We start from the raw sequence: 18,523 nt of genomic DNA, 5'->3' as shown, positions 1-18,523 counted from the left end.
TGCTTAGGCCTAGAAAGAATATCCCACTGAGAAACCTAATACGCGGTTAGTTAATTTGCCATCACCAGATCTTGAATCTTTTGGAACAAGGTTTGATAAACCTAAACCATAATTTGCACCTACCAAGAAGCCAGAATTAGTACGATATGCTAAACCAAAGTTAGCACCGAAATCTGTTGAGGCGTAGTCTTTATCTGTGCTGCTACCAAATTCTAAATCATTCTCATCAGAAACTGTTCCTGCAGCATTACCACCAGTAGTTACTGTTTCAAACTTGTTTTTTCCAGAGATATTAAAACCAACGTAAGGACCAGCTGAAATCTGGATAGCTCCAGCATCACCTGTAGGGATTCTGAATACTGCATTGATAGGCACTTCAATAGCCATTAAATTTACTTTGTTTGACGTAGTATTGGTAACACCAGCAATAGTATTAGTCTGCTCAAACTTAGCACCTTTATTTTGAAGTGATACTCCAGGTTGGATAAAGAAGTTGTTTCCTACACCAAAATCGGCGAAAGCTGTAACGTTAAATCCTACATTGTTTTGTACATTATCGTTAAATTCTGTGCTGCCATTAAAATCGCTTGCACGGAATTTTGATAAATTGACACCCGCTTTTATTCCAAATCTTGCGTCAGATCCTGTCATTGTTGATTGGGCAAATGCACCTGTTGCTAATAAAACTACAGAAGCGCTTAGTAATAACTTTTTCATGATATTTTTTCTTTAGGTAAAAGAATTTTTGTTTTCAATGTTAATTACCTGCCACTTTCCAAAAGCTGTGCCAAACTATATATTGCTGATCGCTCAATCAGTATAAATAATTGGTTAACAGTGGTTTTTATTTGATTTTTATCACTTGAAGTTGTATAGTAATGACTGACTGTTCAATGTTTTATTTTGTATACAGAAAAGGAATATTCGCTAACAGGATACAAATTTAGCTGTCAGATTACGTTTTTTGCGGTTTCTTTTTTGCCGCGGGAAACAAAACATTATTTAATATTAACCGATAACCTGCAGAATTTGGATGTAAATTTAAATCCGTAGGTGGGTCGCCAACGGCATGCTGGTAATCTTCAGGATCATGGCCTCCATAAAAGGTAAATTGCCCTTTGCCTATTTCTCCATGAAGATAACGTACTTCTGCGGCACCTTTGTTTTCCCCTAAAACAGTTACGCTTGGTTTAACCACAGATTTTTTAAATGCTGTCGTTTGTCCCATGAAACCCTTGATTACCTTATCGTGGTTTTGGGTAAGCATGGTTGGAACCAAATCCCACTTAGCAGAGAATTCAAATAAAGTAAAGTAGTCATTGCTCTGGTTAAGCGATCGGTTTTGGGTAACATCAATATCCGAAAATTCGTAATTCATCGGGTTGTTATCCAATTTGAAATTTTGAAAAGCCAGGCTTTTATTAAAGTCTAATTTCGATTGTGCATTTGGGTCAACGGCATCTCCATCAAACATTTGGGCGCAAATATCAACCCCATCTGCAGCTAGGGCAATGTCAAAACTATCCGTTCCAGAACACATGGCAAACATAAAGCCACCGCCGGCACAGTATTCTTTAATGTGTTTGGCTACCGAAAGTTTCATTTCTGAAACTTTTTTGAAACCTAATTTTTTAGCTAACGCTTCCTGGTTTTTAACATCCTCCTGGTACCAGGTGGCATATCGAAATGAAGACCAAAAGCGACCATATTGTCCAGTGAAATCTTCGTGATGCAAGTGGAGCCAATCGTATTTGGTCAGTTTATCCTGTAGAATATCATCGTCGTAAATCACATCGTATGGTATCTCCGCATAAGTTAATACCAGCGTCACGGCATCATCCCAGGGTAATTTACTTTTAGGGGAATAGACGGCGATTTTAGGTGTTTTCTCCAGTTTCACCATCTCCATATTAACTGATGGATCGCTGATTTCGTTTAGAAGATTAACCACTTTGGCATCAGACATTACTTCGTAAGAAACGCCTCTGATTTTAAGCTCGTCTTCAACTGTTTTATTATACTTGATTAGAAAACTTCCGCCACGATAGTTCAAAAGCCAATCTACTTCCACCTGTTTGCTGATGGTCCAGTAGGCAATGCCGTAAGCTTTGAGGTGGTTTTTTTGATCTTCATCCATATAAACCAATAACGATGAGGCATGAGCAACAAAACTGCTTAACAGGCAAATGAGTAAGATATAATATTTATTTTTCAAATCGATGGAGTGTAAAACACTAAAATACCTCATTTAAATTGTTTAGAAAAATTTAATGCTGTATGAGTTCTACAAATTTGCTATTTTTGCCCTCTACTTTTAAAAACACGGAGTTTTTAAAGTGATCAAAATTTAAAACCAGTACACACAATTGATATGAGTAAAGCAATAATAAAAACTGAAAAAGGAAATATGACTGTTGAGTTCTTTGAACAAGATGCTCCGAAAGCAGTTGCAAACTTTAAAAAATTAGCAAACGAAGGTTTCTATGATGGTGTAACTTTCCACCGCGTAATTCCTGATTTCATGGTTCAAACAGGTTGCCCAAATTCTAAAGATGGTGCAACAGGAATGCCAGGTACAGGTGGTCCGGGTTATAAAATAGATTGTGAGTTAACTGGCGAAAACCAATACCACGATCGTGGTGTGTTATCGATGGCACACGCTGGCCGTAACACTGGGGGTTCTCAATTCTTTATCTGCCACAGCAGAACAAATACCGCACACTTAGATCGCAACCACACTGTTTTTGGTAAAGCAGTCGAAAATGTTGACCTTGTGGACGATATCCGCCAGGGAGATAAAATTTTAGGAATCGAAATTATTGAAGATTAAATTGCGTTGAGCGTTTGGCGATAAGCGTTTAAACCGCTAACCCCCAACCGCTAACCGCTTAACAAAATAGAATATGAATTTAAGAGGAATTGTTGCCGTATCTGGCAGACCAGGTTTATTTAAGCTGGTTGGACAAAATAAAGTAGGCTACATTTTGGAGGGTTTAGATGCCCAAAAGACTAAAGTTGTAGCTAATATTACCAATACTAAGTTAGCTTCGTTAGAAGATATTACGGTTTATGGTGAGGAAGAAGAAATTAAATTGGCTGATATTTTTGCTAAAATTTCTGAAAAAGGATCTACTCCAGATTTAAAAGGTGATTTACGTTCGTACTTTTTGGAAGTGGCTCCAGGTCACGATCAGGAAAAAGTATACGCTTCTGATATGAAGAAAATCATCACCTGGTATAACTTATTGAAAGATTTACCTTTGTTTACCGAAGATACCCCTGATACTCCAGGTTCTCCGGCTGAGGTGAAATTAGCTGAAGAAAAAGTTGCTGCTGATAAGAAAACAAAATCCACTGCTACAAAAGCATCTGGAAGTGCCAAAGCAACTACAAAAACATCTGCTCCTGCTAAAAAAGCAAGCATGACAAGTAAAAAAGGCGTTTAGTTTTTTCTAAATGTTGTCTAAAACACCAGGCAAAAGCTTGGTGTTTTTTTGCCTTAAAAGAAATAATAGAGGATTACCACAATAATTAATGAAATGATAATACTGATCCAAAGCATTTTATTGTTGCCACTCTGGTTACTTCTATATCGGTAATTGCGTTTATATTTATCTAACATATCGTTTTATTTTATGATGTTTTTGGAATGCAAATTCCATATTTACCTCTCGTTTCTCTCTTTTGCAAGTTAGGCGTGATGATAGGGTTCACCTTTCAAAATGCTAAATCCCCGATACAACTGCTCTACAAAAAACAAGCGGATCATTTGATGTGAAAAAGTCATATCAGATAAAGAAATCAGTCCATTTGCCCGCTTGTAAATGGTTTCGTCAAATCCGTATGGCCCTCCAATAATAAAAATTAAATGTTGAACACTGCCAATCATTTGCTTATTCAGGTAATTGGAAAACTCGATCGAAGAATATTTTTTACCTTTCTCATCCAATAAAATAACAACATCGCCATTATTAATTTGTTTGTGCAGCAATTCAGCCTCTTTTGCTTTCTGCTGCGCCTCGCTTAAATTCTTAACATTTTTCACATCAGGCAAAGGCAAAAATGTAAAGTTTATATAGTGCTTTAATCTATTGATGTATTTTTCAATCCCCTCAATTAAATACTTATCCTCCGTTTTGCCAATGGCGATTAAAGTAATCTTCATTTAATATTTTGCTATCTTTAGAATTTTCTGCCATTCAAAGATAATGTTAAAAACACAAGCACAAATTATATCTGGCTATAGCCAAAAAATTAATGAGGTTACAACTAAGATTGAAGCAACAAAAAAGCTTATCGATCAGCTTTCGCTGGTACGAATAGGTTTATTTTTAGCTGAGATACTATTCTTTGTTTTACTGTTAAATTCTGCCGATGATAACAGCAGAACATTGATCCAGTTTGCGTTGCTGCTTCCGGTAGTAGGATTTGTATTTGTGGTAAGGAAACAAGCAAGATTAGACCGTGAAATTGACTATCAAAAGCAATTATTGTGGGTTTACCAAAACGAATGGAACCAACTGAATGGCAAACCAAATGGTTATGAGGATGGGAGTGTGTTTGAATCTGAATCTCATCCATATTCATCAGACTTAGATATTTTTGGCCGTGCCTCGCTATTTTCTTTGGTAAACAGATGTTATACTAAAACCGGAAAGGATTTGCTAGCGGGGCGTTTAGCTACTAAATCAACAAAAGCTGAAATTTTGGCCAGACAAGAAGCCATTAAAGAAGTGCAAGGAAAAATTGAAGAAACATTTGATTTCAGAGCCAACTTGCACGGCCATAATATTGAGAAAATTGAACAGATCAAAACGCAATTAGCAGGAGATTTGGGTCTGCAGCTTGCCTTTGTACGTAAAAAATTGCTGCGTATTTATGTTGCCGTTGCTCCATATATTACCTTTGGCTTAGTTTTATCCTCCATTTTTATTGGTGGTTTATCTGGAAATATTTTAGGGCTTTTTGTTTTTATTCACTTAGGTATAAATATCTTTTTAAATTCAAAAATTAATCTGGTTTTTTACAGTTTTGGTGGCGGTTCGGGATTATTAAACAGTTACGCCGAGGCTATAAAGTGGGCCGAAAATCAGCCATGGAAAAGCAGCTATATTCTGCAGTTATTTACCTCAAAAACCCCGGTAAGTAAAGAAATAAAAACATTATCAAAAGTAATTCAGAAGTTCGATGCGAGGCTAAATCTTATTGTTGGAGGCTTTTTAAATGGATTATTTCTGTGGGATTTGCAATGTTGTATTAGTCTGGATAAATGGTACCAAAGCTCTTCAAAAGATGTTATTTCGGCACTCAACCATTTGGGCGATTTCGAAGAAATTATTTCGTTGGCCACTTTAGCATATAACCAGCCAGACTGGGTTTTTCCTTCAATCGATGAGGGTTTTCAATTAAGCGGGAATGAAATTGGACACCCGCTAATTGCTGTTGAGCGAAGGGTTAATAATGACTTCTACCTTGAAGCAAAGCCGACAGTCGACATTGTAACAGGATCAAATATGGCAGGGAAGAGTACTTTTTTAAGAACGCTCGGCATCAATATGGTTTTAGCTTATGCAGGCGGTCCTGTTTGCGCCAGGTCATTACAGTTGTCTGTTTTTTCCATTAACAGCTATATGAGAATTAAAGATTCTTTAAATGAAAGTACCTCCACTTTTAAAGCTGAGCTAGATCGTTTGAAAATGATTTTAAAGAATATCGAACAAGACAAAAATACGTTTGTACTCATCGATGAAATGTTACGGGGAACCAATAGCAAGGACAAATATTTAGGGTCGAAGGTTTTTGTAGAAAAGCTGATTGCAGAAAAAACGCCAGGTTTATTTGCCACACACGATTTGCAGTTGGCCGATTTGAAAGAGGATCATCCTACTACTTTGAGAAACTTCCATTTTGATATTCAAATCATAAACGGAGAAATGGAATTCGATTATAAATTGAAACAAGGTCCTTGTTCTACCTTTAATGCGGCAATTTTATTGAAACAAATAGGCTTAAGCTTAGATTAATTTATCGCAATAGCGTAACCGATCCTGTATATTTAACGGTTGAATTGTTTAAATGAGTTCCGAGAATCACATAATAATAAACACCTGTTGGTAGTTCGGTATTTTTAAAGGTTCCTTTCCAATTGTCGAAGATATTATCGGTAAAAAATACCTGATTGCCATATCGGTTATAAATTTGAATTCTATACCTTTTTAGATTAGTAATGCCTACTACAAACTCATCGTTTACACCATCACCGTTTGGCGAAAATGCATTTGGTGTAAATATCGACGCTTCTTTCCTTACAATCAAATCGCCTTGAGTGATCGAATTCCAACAACCATTATTTGAAAATGCTGTCAAAGTAATCCTAAAAGTTCCATCCGTTTGAAAGGTATGTGTAGGGCTTTTTTCAGACGAAAAGGTTCCATCACCAAAATGCCACTCAAAATAATCTCCAAATTGAGACGTATTTGTAAAAACAATTGGGGCAGGCACTGAAAACTTGACATTAAAAGAAGATTCGGTATAGAAACCCGCTATCGGGATTCTGGCAATTGGAGGAATAATTATACTTGTAGGATCAGAGCTGCAAGTTCCTGAAGTAAGTACAATTTTGTATTCTCCGGCTTTGCTGAAATTATTTACCGGTATTTCCACGCTACTGGTGGCTGCGGTAAAATTGTCTGGTCCTGTCCACAGGTAACTCATGTTTTCCTGTTGGGGAACGGAAAGTCTTATCAAATCGTTTATGCAGAAAGCAGGCTTGTTGATCGAAATTTCTGGAATCTCAGGCTTCAATTCCACCAAGATGTCTTGGCTAGCGATAGATATACAGCCATTATCAGTTTCAATTGTTAAGGTAATAGTCTTTGGTCCTGGTGAATCAAAAGTGATTATTTTACTGTTGTTTGCCGCATCAGCATTTGTTCGCACTGATAAACCGAAATCCCATTTAAGCTTGGTATAATTTTTAGATGCATTAACAAACGAAAAACTCTGATTCGATTCACATTTGTTATTTACTACTATAGAGAAGGCCGCCTCCGGTTTCAAATCAACGGAAAGAATTTCCAATGAATTTTCTTCACTAATGCAGTCGCCAACTTGTACAAATAGTTTATAAATTCCAATATGTTCAAGACCCACGTTCGGTATCGCCGGGTTTTGTTCGGTAGAAGTGAAGCCATTCGGTCCGCTCCAGTGATAAGTAGCAAGGTTCAGAAATGGCGTTGAAAGTTGCAGCACATCGCCTTGGCATAAGGTCACATCAGATGCAGTGATAGTGGGTTTGTCGGGCGTTTTAGCGACGATAAAGTTCTTTGTGGTTATCACACTACAACCATTGCTCCCTTTGGCTTCGAGCACAACTACTTTTTCTCCCGGCGTGTTGTAGGTGATGGTGTAGGGGCCAATGCCATCCGCTGTTGATAAACTTGCGCCTTCACCAAATGACCATTTTAATTCTGCATAATTAGCGGCAATACTTTCAAATACATATGCCTGGCTGTCTGTACACGGGTTTAACTTCTGTACAGCTATTTCAGCACTTGGTCCTGCCAAATCTGCATCACCCCCAAATTCTAAAGTGAAGCCATTGTTTCCGCTAGAAAAATTATCAATCAAAATAGCATAGGTATGCCCTTCAACTAAATCGACATATTTAACAAAGCCGTTTTGTCCAGCCGGACAACCAGAAGCTTCCGATAAGTCGGTTTCAGTCATACTTAGCCCAGTTTTATAGTATGTAGGCGTACATTGAACGCCGCTGCCGGCAGCGCAACGAATGGCATTTGATGCATTTACCATGCTACAATCTCCATTTACCCCTAGATCGTAAAATATCCAATCAATATCGTTGGTAGTTACAGTTGGCGTAATTACAAAAGTAAAAGATCCCGCTTTGGAAGCCTTAAACATATACCAGGCTGAATTCGATTCTGTGCCTAAGCATGTACCTGCAGATTCATTTCTATTTGAACCTGTGCCTGTAACATTTAATTGTGTAAAAGTTTCTTTTGAACATAAAATCGAAACTGTACCGCAATCTTGCCCCGGTTTCAAAGGAGGAAAATAATTGTCTAAACACAGTTTGAAAGTTCCCACCTGATCATTTTCTGCACTAACACGTACATAATAAATTTGTCCGAGCTCCAATGCTCCCTTATAATAGGTAGTAACATTGGCAGAAGTAGTAGAAGTACCAATCATCTCACTAATTCCTGTCGTAGATGAATCAAAAGCATACAATGCAATTAAGGGACTTATCAAAGTATTGGTACTGCTCGAATTAACCAGGCCACTTATTGAAATATTGACATCGTATTTTGTAGCGGTAAACTTAAACCAAACATCTTTTCCGGTTGCTATCCAACTTGTGGGTTTATTGTACATAGTCGATGTGGTGGCTTCAACATTACTATAGGCCGCATCAACGCTACAAAATCCGGTAGTGTTTGGGATGTTTATCGCATTTACTAATTCATCATTTATGGGCGGAGCAAAATTTGCCCAAAGTTTCGAGCAAAATATTAAGAATAAAAAGAGAATTAATGAAAAGCGCATTAGTAAAACTATTAAAAAATGTTTTCTTTTTGTGCTGTAATGTAAGTTAATGTTTTGTTAATATTAAAGTTGCAACTTGAGGCAGTAAGATAAGACTATGATTAAAGCAAGTGATTTTGGATCGGACTTTTTATGGGGAGTAGCTACAGCGGCACCACAAATTGAAGGCGCTACCAGTTCTTATGGTAAGGGGCCGTCCATTTGGGATAACTTTTCCAATCGAAATGGGAAAATTAAAAATGGTCATAAGATGAATGTTGCCTGCGATTTTTATCATCGTTATCAGGAAGACATTGCCTTAGTGAAGTTATTAGGGTTTAAGATATTCAGGTTTTCCATTGCATGGTCGAGGATTTTACCTGCTGGCAGAGGAGAGGTTAATCAAGAGGGATTACGCTTTTACCATCGTGTAATAGATGAATGTTTAACTCATGGAATTACGCCTTATATTACGCTCTATCACTGGGATTTGCCTCAGGCATTGGAAGATGAGGGTGGATGGACCAGTTTCAGTATCAATGCAGCCTTCAATGCATTTGTAAGTATTTGTGCGCTCGAATATGGCGACAAAGTCAAAAATTGGATCGTATTGAATGAGCCGTTTGGTTACACTTCACTGGGATACATGTTAGGTATCCATGCGCCAGGAAAAACCGGATTAAGCAATTTTTTTCCTGCTGTGTTACATACCGCTATAGCACAGGCTGAGGGTGGAAAAATTCTTCGGGCAGAAATTAGCAATGCTAATATTGGTACTACTTATTCTTGCTCAGAGATTATTCCTCACACGCAAAGCGATAACGATTTATTGGCTGCTAAGCGTGTAGATTGTTTGATGAATCGACTTTTTGTAGAGCCGGCACAAGGTTTGGGCTTTCCAACTGGAGATTGGGAAGTTTTGGAGAAATTTCAAATGGAATATGGAACCTGGCGTTTGCAGGATAGGATGAGATTTGACTTTGATTTTATTGGTTTGCAGAATTATTTTCCGCTTACAATTAAATACAATGCATTTATCCCGGTAATTCAAGCCTGGGAGGTAAAAGCCAAAAGCCGTAAAAAACCACATACCGCAATGGGCTGGGAAATTAATGCCAACAGTTTTTACAATATTATTAAGCAATTTGCTGCTTATCCAAACATTAAGAATTTGATGATTACCGAAAACGGAGCCGCCTACCATGATAAGGTAGATAATGGCAACATTGTAGATGCGGAGCGGATTGAATATTTTAAGATTTATCTGGAGGCTTTACTTAAGACAAAAAGAGATGGAATTAACATTACGGGTTATATGGCCTGGACATTGATGGATAATTTTGAATGGGCTGAAGGCTTCAACGCCAGGTTTGGACTTGTTCACACTGATTTTAAAACATTGAAACGCACCATCAAGTACTCGGGTTATTGGTGGCAGGAATTTTTGAAAAACTAAGGCTGTTTTCCCGCAGAGCTTCGCAGATAAGAAACGCTGATTTAAAAGATCGGAGAGAATCTGCTAGTTTTTCCTTTTTAAATCTGCTAGAAATATGGTTATATTGGACATATGAACGACAAGACCATAGTTTATAGTACTTACTACGATCCGATGGAAGCCAATATTATCAGGGCTAGATTAGAAGATTCGGGTTTTGCGTGTTTCCTTGCCGATGAAAATGTGGCCACGATCAACCCACTCTACAATCAGGCCATAGGAGGTATTAAGCTTATCGTTTTTGAAAGGGACGTTGAAGCGATTAATAAGCTGTTGGTAGAAGATCACCAGCTTGATGATCTTGATAAACAAGTTGAAGAAAAAACTATGGCTGAAGAGCCAGTCATTTGTCCAAAATGCAGATCTAAAAATCTTCACCGATTTGAAAAAAGGCATAACAAATTTAACCTATTCGGAATATTTAATTATCGGTTACCGAAAATAGAAGTGATCCGATGCCTTGATTGTGGTCATGAATTTGAGTAGGTCTTCTCGCAGCAGTCTAAGTACCTAAACCCGATATTCGCGAAAAGCTCCCAATTTTCTTCGGGGCTTGTAGCATTAGCGGGACCTAAGCTAAACCTAAGATTTACTGCAATTGCTTTTCAAAGATGAAGGAGTAAAGATGAAGGAGCAAAGATCTATAGTTACAGAACCTATATTTGTTCTTTTTTCTTTGCTCCTTTATCATTGTTCTTTCTAAAGTCCAGCTTTCGCTGCGGCTTCAGCTCTAATGATATTTAACGCACCACCCGCTTTAAACCAGTCGATTTGCTGTGCATTATAACTGTGGTTAACCGGGAAAGATTCCTCGCTTCCATCTGCATGGTGTAAAACCAAAGTGAGCGGCTTATCTGGAGCAAACTCTGTCAACCCTAAAATATCAACCGTATCGCCTTCTAAAATTTTGTCATAATCATCTTTATCAGCAAACGTTAAGCCTAACATTCCTTGCTTTTTCAGGTTGGTTTCGTGGATACGGGCAAAAGATTTTACCAAAACTGCACGAACTCCAAGATGACGAGGTTCCATCGCGGCATGCTCACGTGAAGAGCCTTCACCATAATTTTCATCACCAATAACGATCGATCCGAAACCTGCTGCTTTATAATCACGTTGCGTTGCCGGAACAGGACCGTATTCTCCTGTTAATTCATTTTTAACACTGTCTGTTTTATCGTTGAAGTAATTCACTGCACCGATTAACATGTTATTCGAAATGTTATCTAAGTGACCGCGGAATTTTAACCACGGACCAGCCATTGAAATATGATCTGTTGTACATTTGCCTTTCGCCTTGATTAAAAGTTTCAATCCTTTTAAATCTGTGCCTTCCCAAGGTGTAAATGGATCAAGCAATTGCAAGCGGTGAGAGGTTGGAGAGACTAAAACTTCTACCTTTGAACCATCTTCTGCCGGCGCCTGGTAACCCGCATCTTCAACAGCAAAGCCTTTAGTAGGCAACTCAAAGCCGGTAGGAGGGTCTAGCTTGACTTGTTCACCTTTATCATTTGTCAGCGTATCTGTTAATGGGTTGAAACCTAAATCACCTGCAATTGCAATGGCCGCAACCATTTCGGGCGATGCAACAAAGGCGTAAGTGTTCGGGTTACCATCGGCACGTTTTGCAAAGTTTCTGTTAAACGAGTGGACGATCGTGTTTTTCTCTGCCTTTTCTGCACCGGTTCTATCCCACATCCCAATACATGGGCCGCAGGCGTTGGTGAAAATTGTAGCGTCCAAATCCTCGAAGGTTTTTAAATAACCATCACGATCGGCCGTGTAACGTACTTGCTCAGAACCCGGATTGATGCCAAAATCAGCTTTCGTTACCAAACCTTTTGAAATAGCCTGGTTAGCGATGGATGCAGCTCTTGACAAATCTTCGTAGGAAGAATTGGTACAAGAACCAATTAAGCCCCATTCCACTTTTAAAGGCCATCCGTTTTTCTCTGCCTCTACTTTCATCTGCGAAACCGGAGTAGCCAAATCTGGCGTAAACGGACCGTTTAAGTAGGGTTCTAATGTATCTAAATCAATTTCGATTACCTGATCGAAATAGTTTTCAGGGTCAGCATACACTTCAGCATCACCTGTTAAATATTCTTTTATCTTATTGGCTTCGTCAGCTACTTCATTGCGATCAGTTGAGCGTAAGTAACGTTCCATGCTTTCATCGTAACCGAAAGTAGATGTGGTTGCACCGATTTCAGCACCCATATTGCAAATGGTACCTTTACCTGTACAGCTTAAGTTGATTGCACCATCGCCAAAATATTCTACAATTGCGCCAGTACCACCTTTTACGGTTAAGATACCTGCAACTTTTAAAATCACATCTTTTGCTGCGGTCCAACCATTTAATTTACCGGTTAACTTAACACCGATTAATTTGGGGAATTTAAGTTCCCATGGTAAACCAGCCATCACATCGCAAGCATCGGCACCGCCAACACCAATTGCAACCATGCCCAAACCACCAGCATTAACGGTATGTGAGTCGGTTCCAATCATCATTCCGCCAGGGAAAGCATAATTTTCTAAAACTACCTGGTGAATAATACCTGCACCTGGTTTCCAGAAACCGATACCATATTTATTGGATACAGAAGATAAGAAATCAAAAACTTCTGCACTTTCTGTTCTTGCATGAGGAAGATCTATCGCTGCACCCTCTTTAGCAGTAATTAAGTGATCGCAGTGAACCGTCGAAGGAACAGCAACTTGTGGACGACCAGCTTGCATAAATTGCAGAAGGGCCATTTGTGCAGTAGCATCTTGCATTGCAACCCGGTCTGGAGCGAAATCTACATAATCAGTTCCACGAGAAAATGATTTTTTAGGATCGCCATCCCAAAGGTGGGCGTATAATATTTTTTCTGATAATGTTAAAGGTCTGCCTACAATTTTGCGGGCCGCATCTACACGCGGGCCGAAATTTGCGTAAACCTTCTTAATCATGTCTATGTCGAAAGCCATACTTTATTTTTTAAAAATTATTATCAATTTCAATACAAACTAAATTAAACAATTTTTGACAGACTTATTTTTATGATTTGTCAAAAAATCTAATTTAAAAACATTCTATGCTGTTTTTGCATAATTAAAGAGGCTATCTGATAAGTCAGACAGCCTCTAATTTAATAACAATAAATGCAGATTTTTGTTTCTTATAATTTGGTAGAAACAGGGGTAAACTTAGTTAAGTTAATACCTTCAACTGCAGTTTTATATTCTTCAATGCTTGGAATACGACCTAAAATTGCAGAAAGAACGACTACAGGGGTAGAGGCCAATAAAGATTCACCTTTTTTGCCATCTCTATCTTCTACCACACGGCCCTGGAACAAGCGGGTTGAAGTTGCCATTACGGTATCTCCTTTTGCTGCTTTTTCCTGGTTACCCATACATAAGTTACAGCCTGGACGCTCTAAGTACATGATGTTTTCATATTCTGTACGGGCTGAACTTTTTGGTAATGCATCGCTAAATTCAAATCCAGAATACTTTTGCAGGTATTCCCAATCGCCTTCCGCTTTTAGTTCATCAATGATATTATAAGTAGGTGCAGCAACCACTAACGGAGCTTTGAAGGAAACTGTTCCTGTTTTTTGCTCTACATTTCTTAACATTTGGGATACGATTTTCAAATCGTCTTTATGAACCATACAAGACCCAACAAAGCCAAGGTCTACCTTTTTATCGCCTCCATAGAAAGTTAAATCTCTGATAGTATCATGGGTGTAGCGTTTAGAAACGTCTACATTATTCACATCCGGATCGGCAATCATTGGCTCTTCAATCAAATCCAAATCAATGATTACCTCTGCATAATATTTCGCATTATCATCTGGCATTAAAGCCGGTTTGATGCCTGTTTTTATTTCCTCAATACGTTTGTTTGCTTTGTTGATTAAACCCTGTAGCACCTGGTTATGGTTGTCCATACCTTTGTCTATCATGATCTGAATCCGATTTTTGGCAATATCTAAAGATTGAATTAAAGTATCATCCTGTGAAATACAGATAGATGCTTTTGCTTTCATCTCTGCTGTCCAATCGGTAAAAGTAAAAGCCTGATCGGCTAATAAAGTGCCAATGTGAACTTCAATAATACGACCCTGGAATACATTTTCACCATCAAATTGCTGCAACATTTGTAATTGAGTGGCGTGCACCACATCACGGAAATCCATGTGCGCTTTCATGGCACCTTTGAAAGTTACCTTAACCGATTCAGGAATTGGCATTGAAGCCTCACCAGTTGCCAGGGCTAATGCCACAGTGCCAGAATCGGCACCGAAAGCCACGCCTTTAGACATACGGGTGTGCGAATCGCCACCGATAATGATTGCCCATTCATCAATGGTAATGTCATTCAGTACTTTATGAATCACATCAGTCATTGCATGATATTCACCTTTCGGGTCGCGGGCGGTGATTACACCAAACTCATTCATAAATTTCATCAATTTAGGAATGTTTGCTTGCGCTTTTTTATCCCACACAGATGCGGTGTGGCAACCAGATTGGTAAGCGCCATCAACAATTGGTGATATAACAGTCGCAGCCATTGCCTCCAACTCCTGGGCGGTCATCAAACCGGTGGTATCCTGAGAACCAACGATGTTTACTTCCACACGAACATCAGAGCCAGCGTGTAAAATTTTACCTTGAGTTAAGCCAACTGCATTTCTGTTGAAGATTTTTTCTACAGCAGTTAAACCTTGGCCTGCAATAGAAACTTCTTTAGCTGGGGCAAAAACAATTGGAGCTTCAATACCCAAAGTTTTAGCTGCGAAGGTTTGGATTTTTTTACCAAATACAATAGCGTATGAACCACCAGCTTTGATAAACTCCATTTTTTGCGGAGTTAGCGCTTTTGAAATATCAATTAATTCAAACTCGCCGTTATATAATTTTTTTGTTCTGGTATTGATGGTCAGTACAGTGCCTGTTTCAATGGAATAAACCTGTTCTAAGATAGGTTCATCATTTTCATTGCGGATCACGTTGCCATTTTCATCAATCTTTTTTACCCAGTTTTTGAGATCGATACCGATACCACCTGTTACATCAACTGTGGTAAGGAAAATTGGGGAGATCCCGTTTGTGCCACCAACAATAGGTGCAATGTTTACAAATGGAATGTAAGGACTAGATTTTTTACCTGTCCAAAGTGCTACATTGTTTACTCCCGACATGCGAGAAGAACCCACACCCATCGTGCCTTTTTCAGCAACCAACATTACACTTTTATTTGGATGCTGTGCCTGTAAAGCTTGAATCTCTTCCTGAGCTTCTGGCGTAATCATGCATTTTCCATGCAGCTCACGATCAGATCGGGAGTGCGCCTGGTTTCCTGGAGACAATAAATCTGTAGAAATGTCGCCAATACCAGCAATAAACGTTACTACTTTAATTTCTTCCGCTACCTCAGGGAGTTTTGTGAAAAACTCAGCTTGTGCATAGCTTTCCAATATCTCTTTAGCGATTTCATTTCCATTATGATAAGCCTCTTTTAATCGATCTGTATCTGCATCGTATAAGAAAACCTGTGTTTTAAGCACATTAGCAGCTTTATGGGCTTTATCGCCATTATCCGCCAGGGCGATATCTAATAAAACTTTGATAGAAGGTCCGCCCTTCATGTGCGATAGCAGTTCGAAAGCAAAATCTGGAGTAATTTCGGCAACTACCGCTTCACCTAAAATTATTTCTTTTAAAAACTGTGCTTTTACAACTGCTGCGCCAGTGGTTCCGGGCAAAGTATTGTAGATGAAAAAATTAACAGCTTCTTCTCTGTTAAAATTATTTACATTTTTAATTTGAGTGATGATTTCACTCAGCAGCTCAGCGCCATCAATAGGTTTAGGGTGAAGACCTTGAGCTTTTCTGTCTTCAATCTCCTGGATATAATCGTTATAAATACTCATCTTAGATATTTTATTCTCTTTCTTGTAGGTTCAGGTAGCTAAAATGTTTAATTCCTGTCGTGTGAAAAAGAATATATTGTTGTAAATTAATTTGTGTTATTGAGCCAATTAAGCTCAATATTTTGGTCAAAACAAAAATAGCAAAATTCAACCCTTAAATATAATTCGGGCCGGCTATTGAGTAATTTGGAATTGTTCTAAATTAATGTAAATGATTGAAAATGAAGTCACGAAAACGTAGTAATTATTTGTTCATTTAGCTTAATAGATAAATTTAAATAACCCTTCATTTATACCTTTTAGTATAGCTTATATAACTGTTCGTAAACGAACATGAATGTTCATTTACGAACGTATCTTAAAATGCGCTCATGCTATTATAACCTTATGCGGGGGACTGACGATGCTAATTTTCTATGGCACACGTTTGGCTAAAGGCTACAACGTTGAAAAAGTGAAACCTTTATCCGAAAAATATTTTAACACCCTTGGCAATGTGAACTCCAAACGATCGAAAGCTTTCAAACTATCATGAAATACCACTATCGAACCATTTTCGGTGTGTTTGATCACGTTTTGGAAGCATTTTTCGGGCGAGAGATTAATGTCAAAGTCGCCACTGAGTACATCCCACATTATAATTTGGAGTTTGGAGTTTTCAGTTGGGAGTTTGGAGTGGTTAGACGCCTTAAACTCCCAGCTCCGAGCTCTAAACTGCAAGCTACGAATCTGGCTTTTCTTTATCCTTCCATAAGGAGGTCTGAAAAGATTGGTTTGGGTGAGCTCCTGGCACTTAAGGATGTTTTCAATATAGGTTTCATTATCGGTTTTCCATCCTTTTAAATGGTTAAAGGTATGGTTCCCGATGGCATGTCCTTCGTTTATTACACGAGCATAAACTTCAGGATGTTTTAGAATATTATCGCCAATACAGAAAAAAGTGGCCTTTGCGTTAAAAGCTTTCAAAGTTTTTAAAACAAAATCTGTAACATTGGGTATAGGTCCATCGTCAAAGGTCAAATAAATAACTTTTTCGGTGCGGGATTTATTCCATAACAATGATGGATAATACCATTTTAGCAGAAGCGGCGATTTGATCAGGTACATTTTATAACCAAAGTTAGTAAATGCCTGTACAGATTGAAATTATTAAAGTTGTTTATATAGATTTGAAACAAATTATGAAAATGTTTACCAAGAATAAGTTACTTACCGGATCTGCATTGTTATTAGCACTAAACTTTGGTCAAAATGTTAAGGCGCAAGAAGTAATTACCATTGAACAAGCGGTTGAAAATACGCTGAAAAATAACTTAAACATTAAACAAGCTGCTTTTAGTGCGGCGCTGAGTGAAGAAAACTTGCTCCAATCTAAAAATGCATTGTTGCCAACTTTAAATGGAAGTGTGAATCAATCTATGCAATGGGGTAGGAGTCAGCAGGTTTCGGGTTTATTCGAAAACACGCAGAACTATAATTTGAATCCCAACTTAAATGCGAACGTTACTTTGTTTGGTGGGGGAACAAAAATTAACCAGATCAAGCAAAATAAATTTTTGTTAGATGCTGGAAAAACCAATGTAGATAAAGTAAAAAACGATTTGATTTTGCAGGTGGTTACCGCATATCTTCAGGTTTTAAATAATCAGGATCAGGTGAAAGCCACTCAACAACAACTAGAGGTTGCTAATTCGACTTTAAAACGTGAGCAGGCTTTATTGGATGTAGGTAACAAAACCCTCGCCGATATTTCTCAGGCAAAATCACAAGCTGCAACAGCAGAATTGAATCTAACCAATGCTGAGAATCAACTTACGATATCTTATTTAACTTTAGGTCAGTTGATGGAAATTCAGCCACCAATGACTTTTAAAGTTCAACCGCCAATGGTTAATGAAATAGAAAATGTTAAAACGGCCTATGTTCCAAGCGATATTTACAAACAGGCAATGGAAACCTTTCCTGACATAAAATTGGCTTTAAACTATTCGAAAGCAGCTGAAAAAGCAGTTGACGTGGCAAGAGGTAGTTTCTTTCCGCAAATTACTTTAGGTGGTGGTTTAGGTTCTGCGTATTACTATCAGTTTAATGCCAATCCATTGTTTCCGAATTCCAGATTTGCAGATCAATTATCTGATAACTTTGGCCAATTTGTAAGCATGGGAATTCAGATTCCTATTTTTAATGGATTCTCTACACGTTCCAATGTTCGCCGGGCAAAAATTACTTTACAGCAGCGTAGAACTGATGAAACTTTGGCCAAAAATAATTTAATTAAGGTTATCAATCAGGCAGTTGCCGATTTAAATGCCGCTAAAAGTCGTTACAGCTCCACTCAAAATGCATTTCAAGCTCAAAAAGATGCTTTTTATGTAATCGATCAACGTTATAATGTAGGCTTGGTGAACTCATTAGATTACAGCACAGCACAAACTAATAGAAACAAAGCAGAAATTGATTTTATCTTAGCGAAATACGATTTAATATTTAGAGCAAAAGTGATTGATTATTACTTGGGCAAACAAATTACATTTTAGATAAGAGC

Annotated in this window: 13 protein-coding genes; 6 read left to right on the top strand and 7 right to left on the bottom strand. The window is 38.1% G+C overall.

Features of this window, described 5'->3' with window-relative positions; all coding sequences use genetic code 11:
- Positions 1 to 9: 9 nt before the first annotated feature.
- Both OQZ33_RS10435 and OQZ33_RS10430 read right to left on the bottom strand, forming a co-directional pair.
- The gene (locus OQZ33_RS10435; protein ID WP_265798987.1) at positions 10 to 717 is read right to left on the bottom strand and encodes a porin family protein; all 708 of its coding nucleotides are present in this window, start codon (positions 715 to 717) and stop codon (positions 10 to 12) included.
- 238 nt (positions 718 to 955) lie between these two features.
- Entirely contained in the window at positions 956 to 2,137 is a 1,182-nt protein-coding gene (locus OQZ33_RS10430) for an asparagine synthetase B (RefSeq protein ID WP_265799090.1), read from the bottom strand.
- A gap of 234 nt (positions 2,138 to 2,371) precedes the next feature.
- Between OQZ33_RS10430 and OQZ33_RS10425 the strand changes: the two genes are divergently transcribed.
- Together OQZ33_RS10425 and OQZ33_RS10420 are read left to right on the top strand one after the other, a co-directional pair.
- Positions 2,372 to 2,830: a peptidylprolyl isomerase gene (locus OQZ33_RS10425; RefSeq protein ID WP_010601314.1), complete on the top strand. Its 459-nt coding sequence runs from the start codon at positions 2,372 to 2,374 to the stop codon at positions 2,828 to 2,830.
- Positions 2,831 to 2,903: 73 nt separating this feature from the next.
- Positions 2,904 to 3,446, top strand: a complete 543-nt coding sequence (locus tag OQZ33_RS10420) for a DUF5606 domain-containing protein (RefSeq protein ID WP_265798985.1) — start codon at positions 2,904 to 2,906, stop codon at positions 3,444 to 3,446.
- 245 nt (positions 3,447 to 3,691) lie between these two features.
- Here the strand turns inward: OQZ33_RS10420 and rlmH are convergent, their stop codons facing one another.
- Positions 3,692 to 4,165, bottom strand: coding sequence for a 23S rRNA (pseudouridine(1915)-N(3))-methyltransferase RlmH (gene rlmH / locus OQZ33_RS10415; protein ID WP_265798984.1), 474 nt, complete (start codon positions 4,163 to 4,165; stop codon positions 3,692 to 3,694).
- A 43-nt stretch (positions 4,166 to 4,208) separates the two neighbouring features.
- Between rlmH and OQZ33_RS10410 the strand changes: the two genes are divergently transcribed.
- Positions 4,209 to 6,023 (top strand): MutS-related protein, encoded by a 1,815-nt coding sequence (locus OQZ33_RS10410; RefSeq protein WP_265798982.1) that lies wholly within the window; start codon positions 4,209 to 4,211, stop codon positions 6,021 to 6,023.
- A 1-nt stretch (position 6,024) separates the two neighbouring features.
- Here the strand turns inward: OQZ33_RS10410 and OQZ33_RS10405 are convergent, their stop codons facing one another.
- Positions 6,025 to 8,568: a PKD domain-containing protein gene (locus OQZ33_RS10405; RefSeq protein ID WP_265798981.1), complete on the bottom strand. Its 2,544-nt coding sequence runs from the start codon at positions 8,566 to 8,568 to the stop codon at positions 6,025 to 6,027.
- A gap of 97 nt (positions 8,569 to 8,665) precedes the next feature.
- Between OQZ33_RS10405 and OQZ33_RS10400 the strand changes: the two genes are divergently transcribed.
- Together OQZ33_RS10400 and OQZ33_RS10395 are read left to right on the top strand one after the other, a co-directional pair.
- The gene (locus OQZ33_RS10400; protein WP_265798980.1) at positions 8,666 to 10,003 is read left to right on the top strand and encodes a GH1 family beta-glucosidase; all 1,338 of its coding nucleotides are present in this window, start codon (positions 8,666 to 8,668) and stop codon (positions 10,001 to 10,003) included.
- Between the two features lie 111 nt (positions 10,004 to 10,114).
- Positions 10,115 to 10,528, top strand: coding sequence for a putative signal transducing protein (locus OQZ33_RS10395; protein ID WP_265798979.1), 414 nt, complete (start codon positions 10,115 to 10,117; stop codon positions 10,526 to 10,528).
- A 213-nt stretch (positions 10,529 to 10,741) separates the two neighbouring features.
- Here OQZ33_RS10395 and OQZ33_RS10390 read toward each other — a convergent pair whose 3' ends face one another.
- The 3 genes from OQZ33_RS10390 to OQZ33_RS10380 form a co-directional block, all read right to left on the bottom strand.
- Entirely contained in the window at positions 10,742 to 13,021 is a 2,280-nt protein-coding gene (locus tag OQZ33_RS10390) for an aconitate hydratase (protein WP_265798978.1), read from the bottom strand.
- 191 nt (positions 13,022 to 13,212) lie between these two features.
- Positions 13,213 to 15,978, bottom strand: a complete 2,766-nt coding sequence (locus OQZ33_RS10385; protein ID WP_265798977.1) for a bifunctional aconitate hydratase 2/2-methylisocitrate dehydratase — start codon at positions 15,976 to 15,978, stop codon at positions 13,213 to 13,215.
- A 438-nt stretch (positions 15,979 to 16,416) separates the two neighbouring features.
- Complete coding sequence (locus tag OQZ33_RS10380) at positions 16,417 to 17,085, bottom strand: polysaccharide deacetylase family protein (protein WP_265798976.1); 669 nt, start codon at positions 17,083 to 17,085, stop codon at positions 16,417 to 16,419.
- A gap of 20 nt (positions 17,086 to 17,105) precedes the next feature.
- Between OQZ33_RS10380 and OQZ33_RS10375 the strand changes: the two genes are divergently transcribed.
- Complete coding sequence (locus OQZ33_RS10375) at positions 17,106 to 18,515, top strand: TolC family protein (protein ID WP_265798975.1); 1,410 nt, start codon at positions 17,106 to 17,108, stop codon at positions 18,513 to 18,515.
- Positions 18,516 to 18,523 lie beyond the last annotated feature (8 nt).

Source organism: Pedobacter sp. MC2016-05 (assembly GCF_026239735.1).
Taxonomy (GTDB): Bacteria; Bacteroidota; Bacteroidia; order Sphingobacteriales; family Sphingobacteriaceae; genus Pedobacter.
This window is presented reverse-complemented; position numbering and strand designations above follow the sequence as displayed.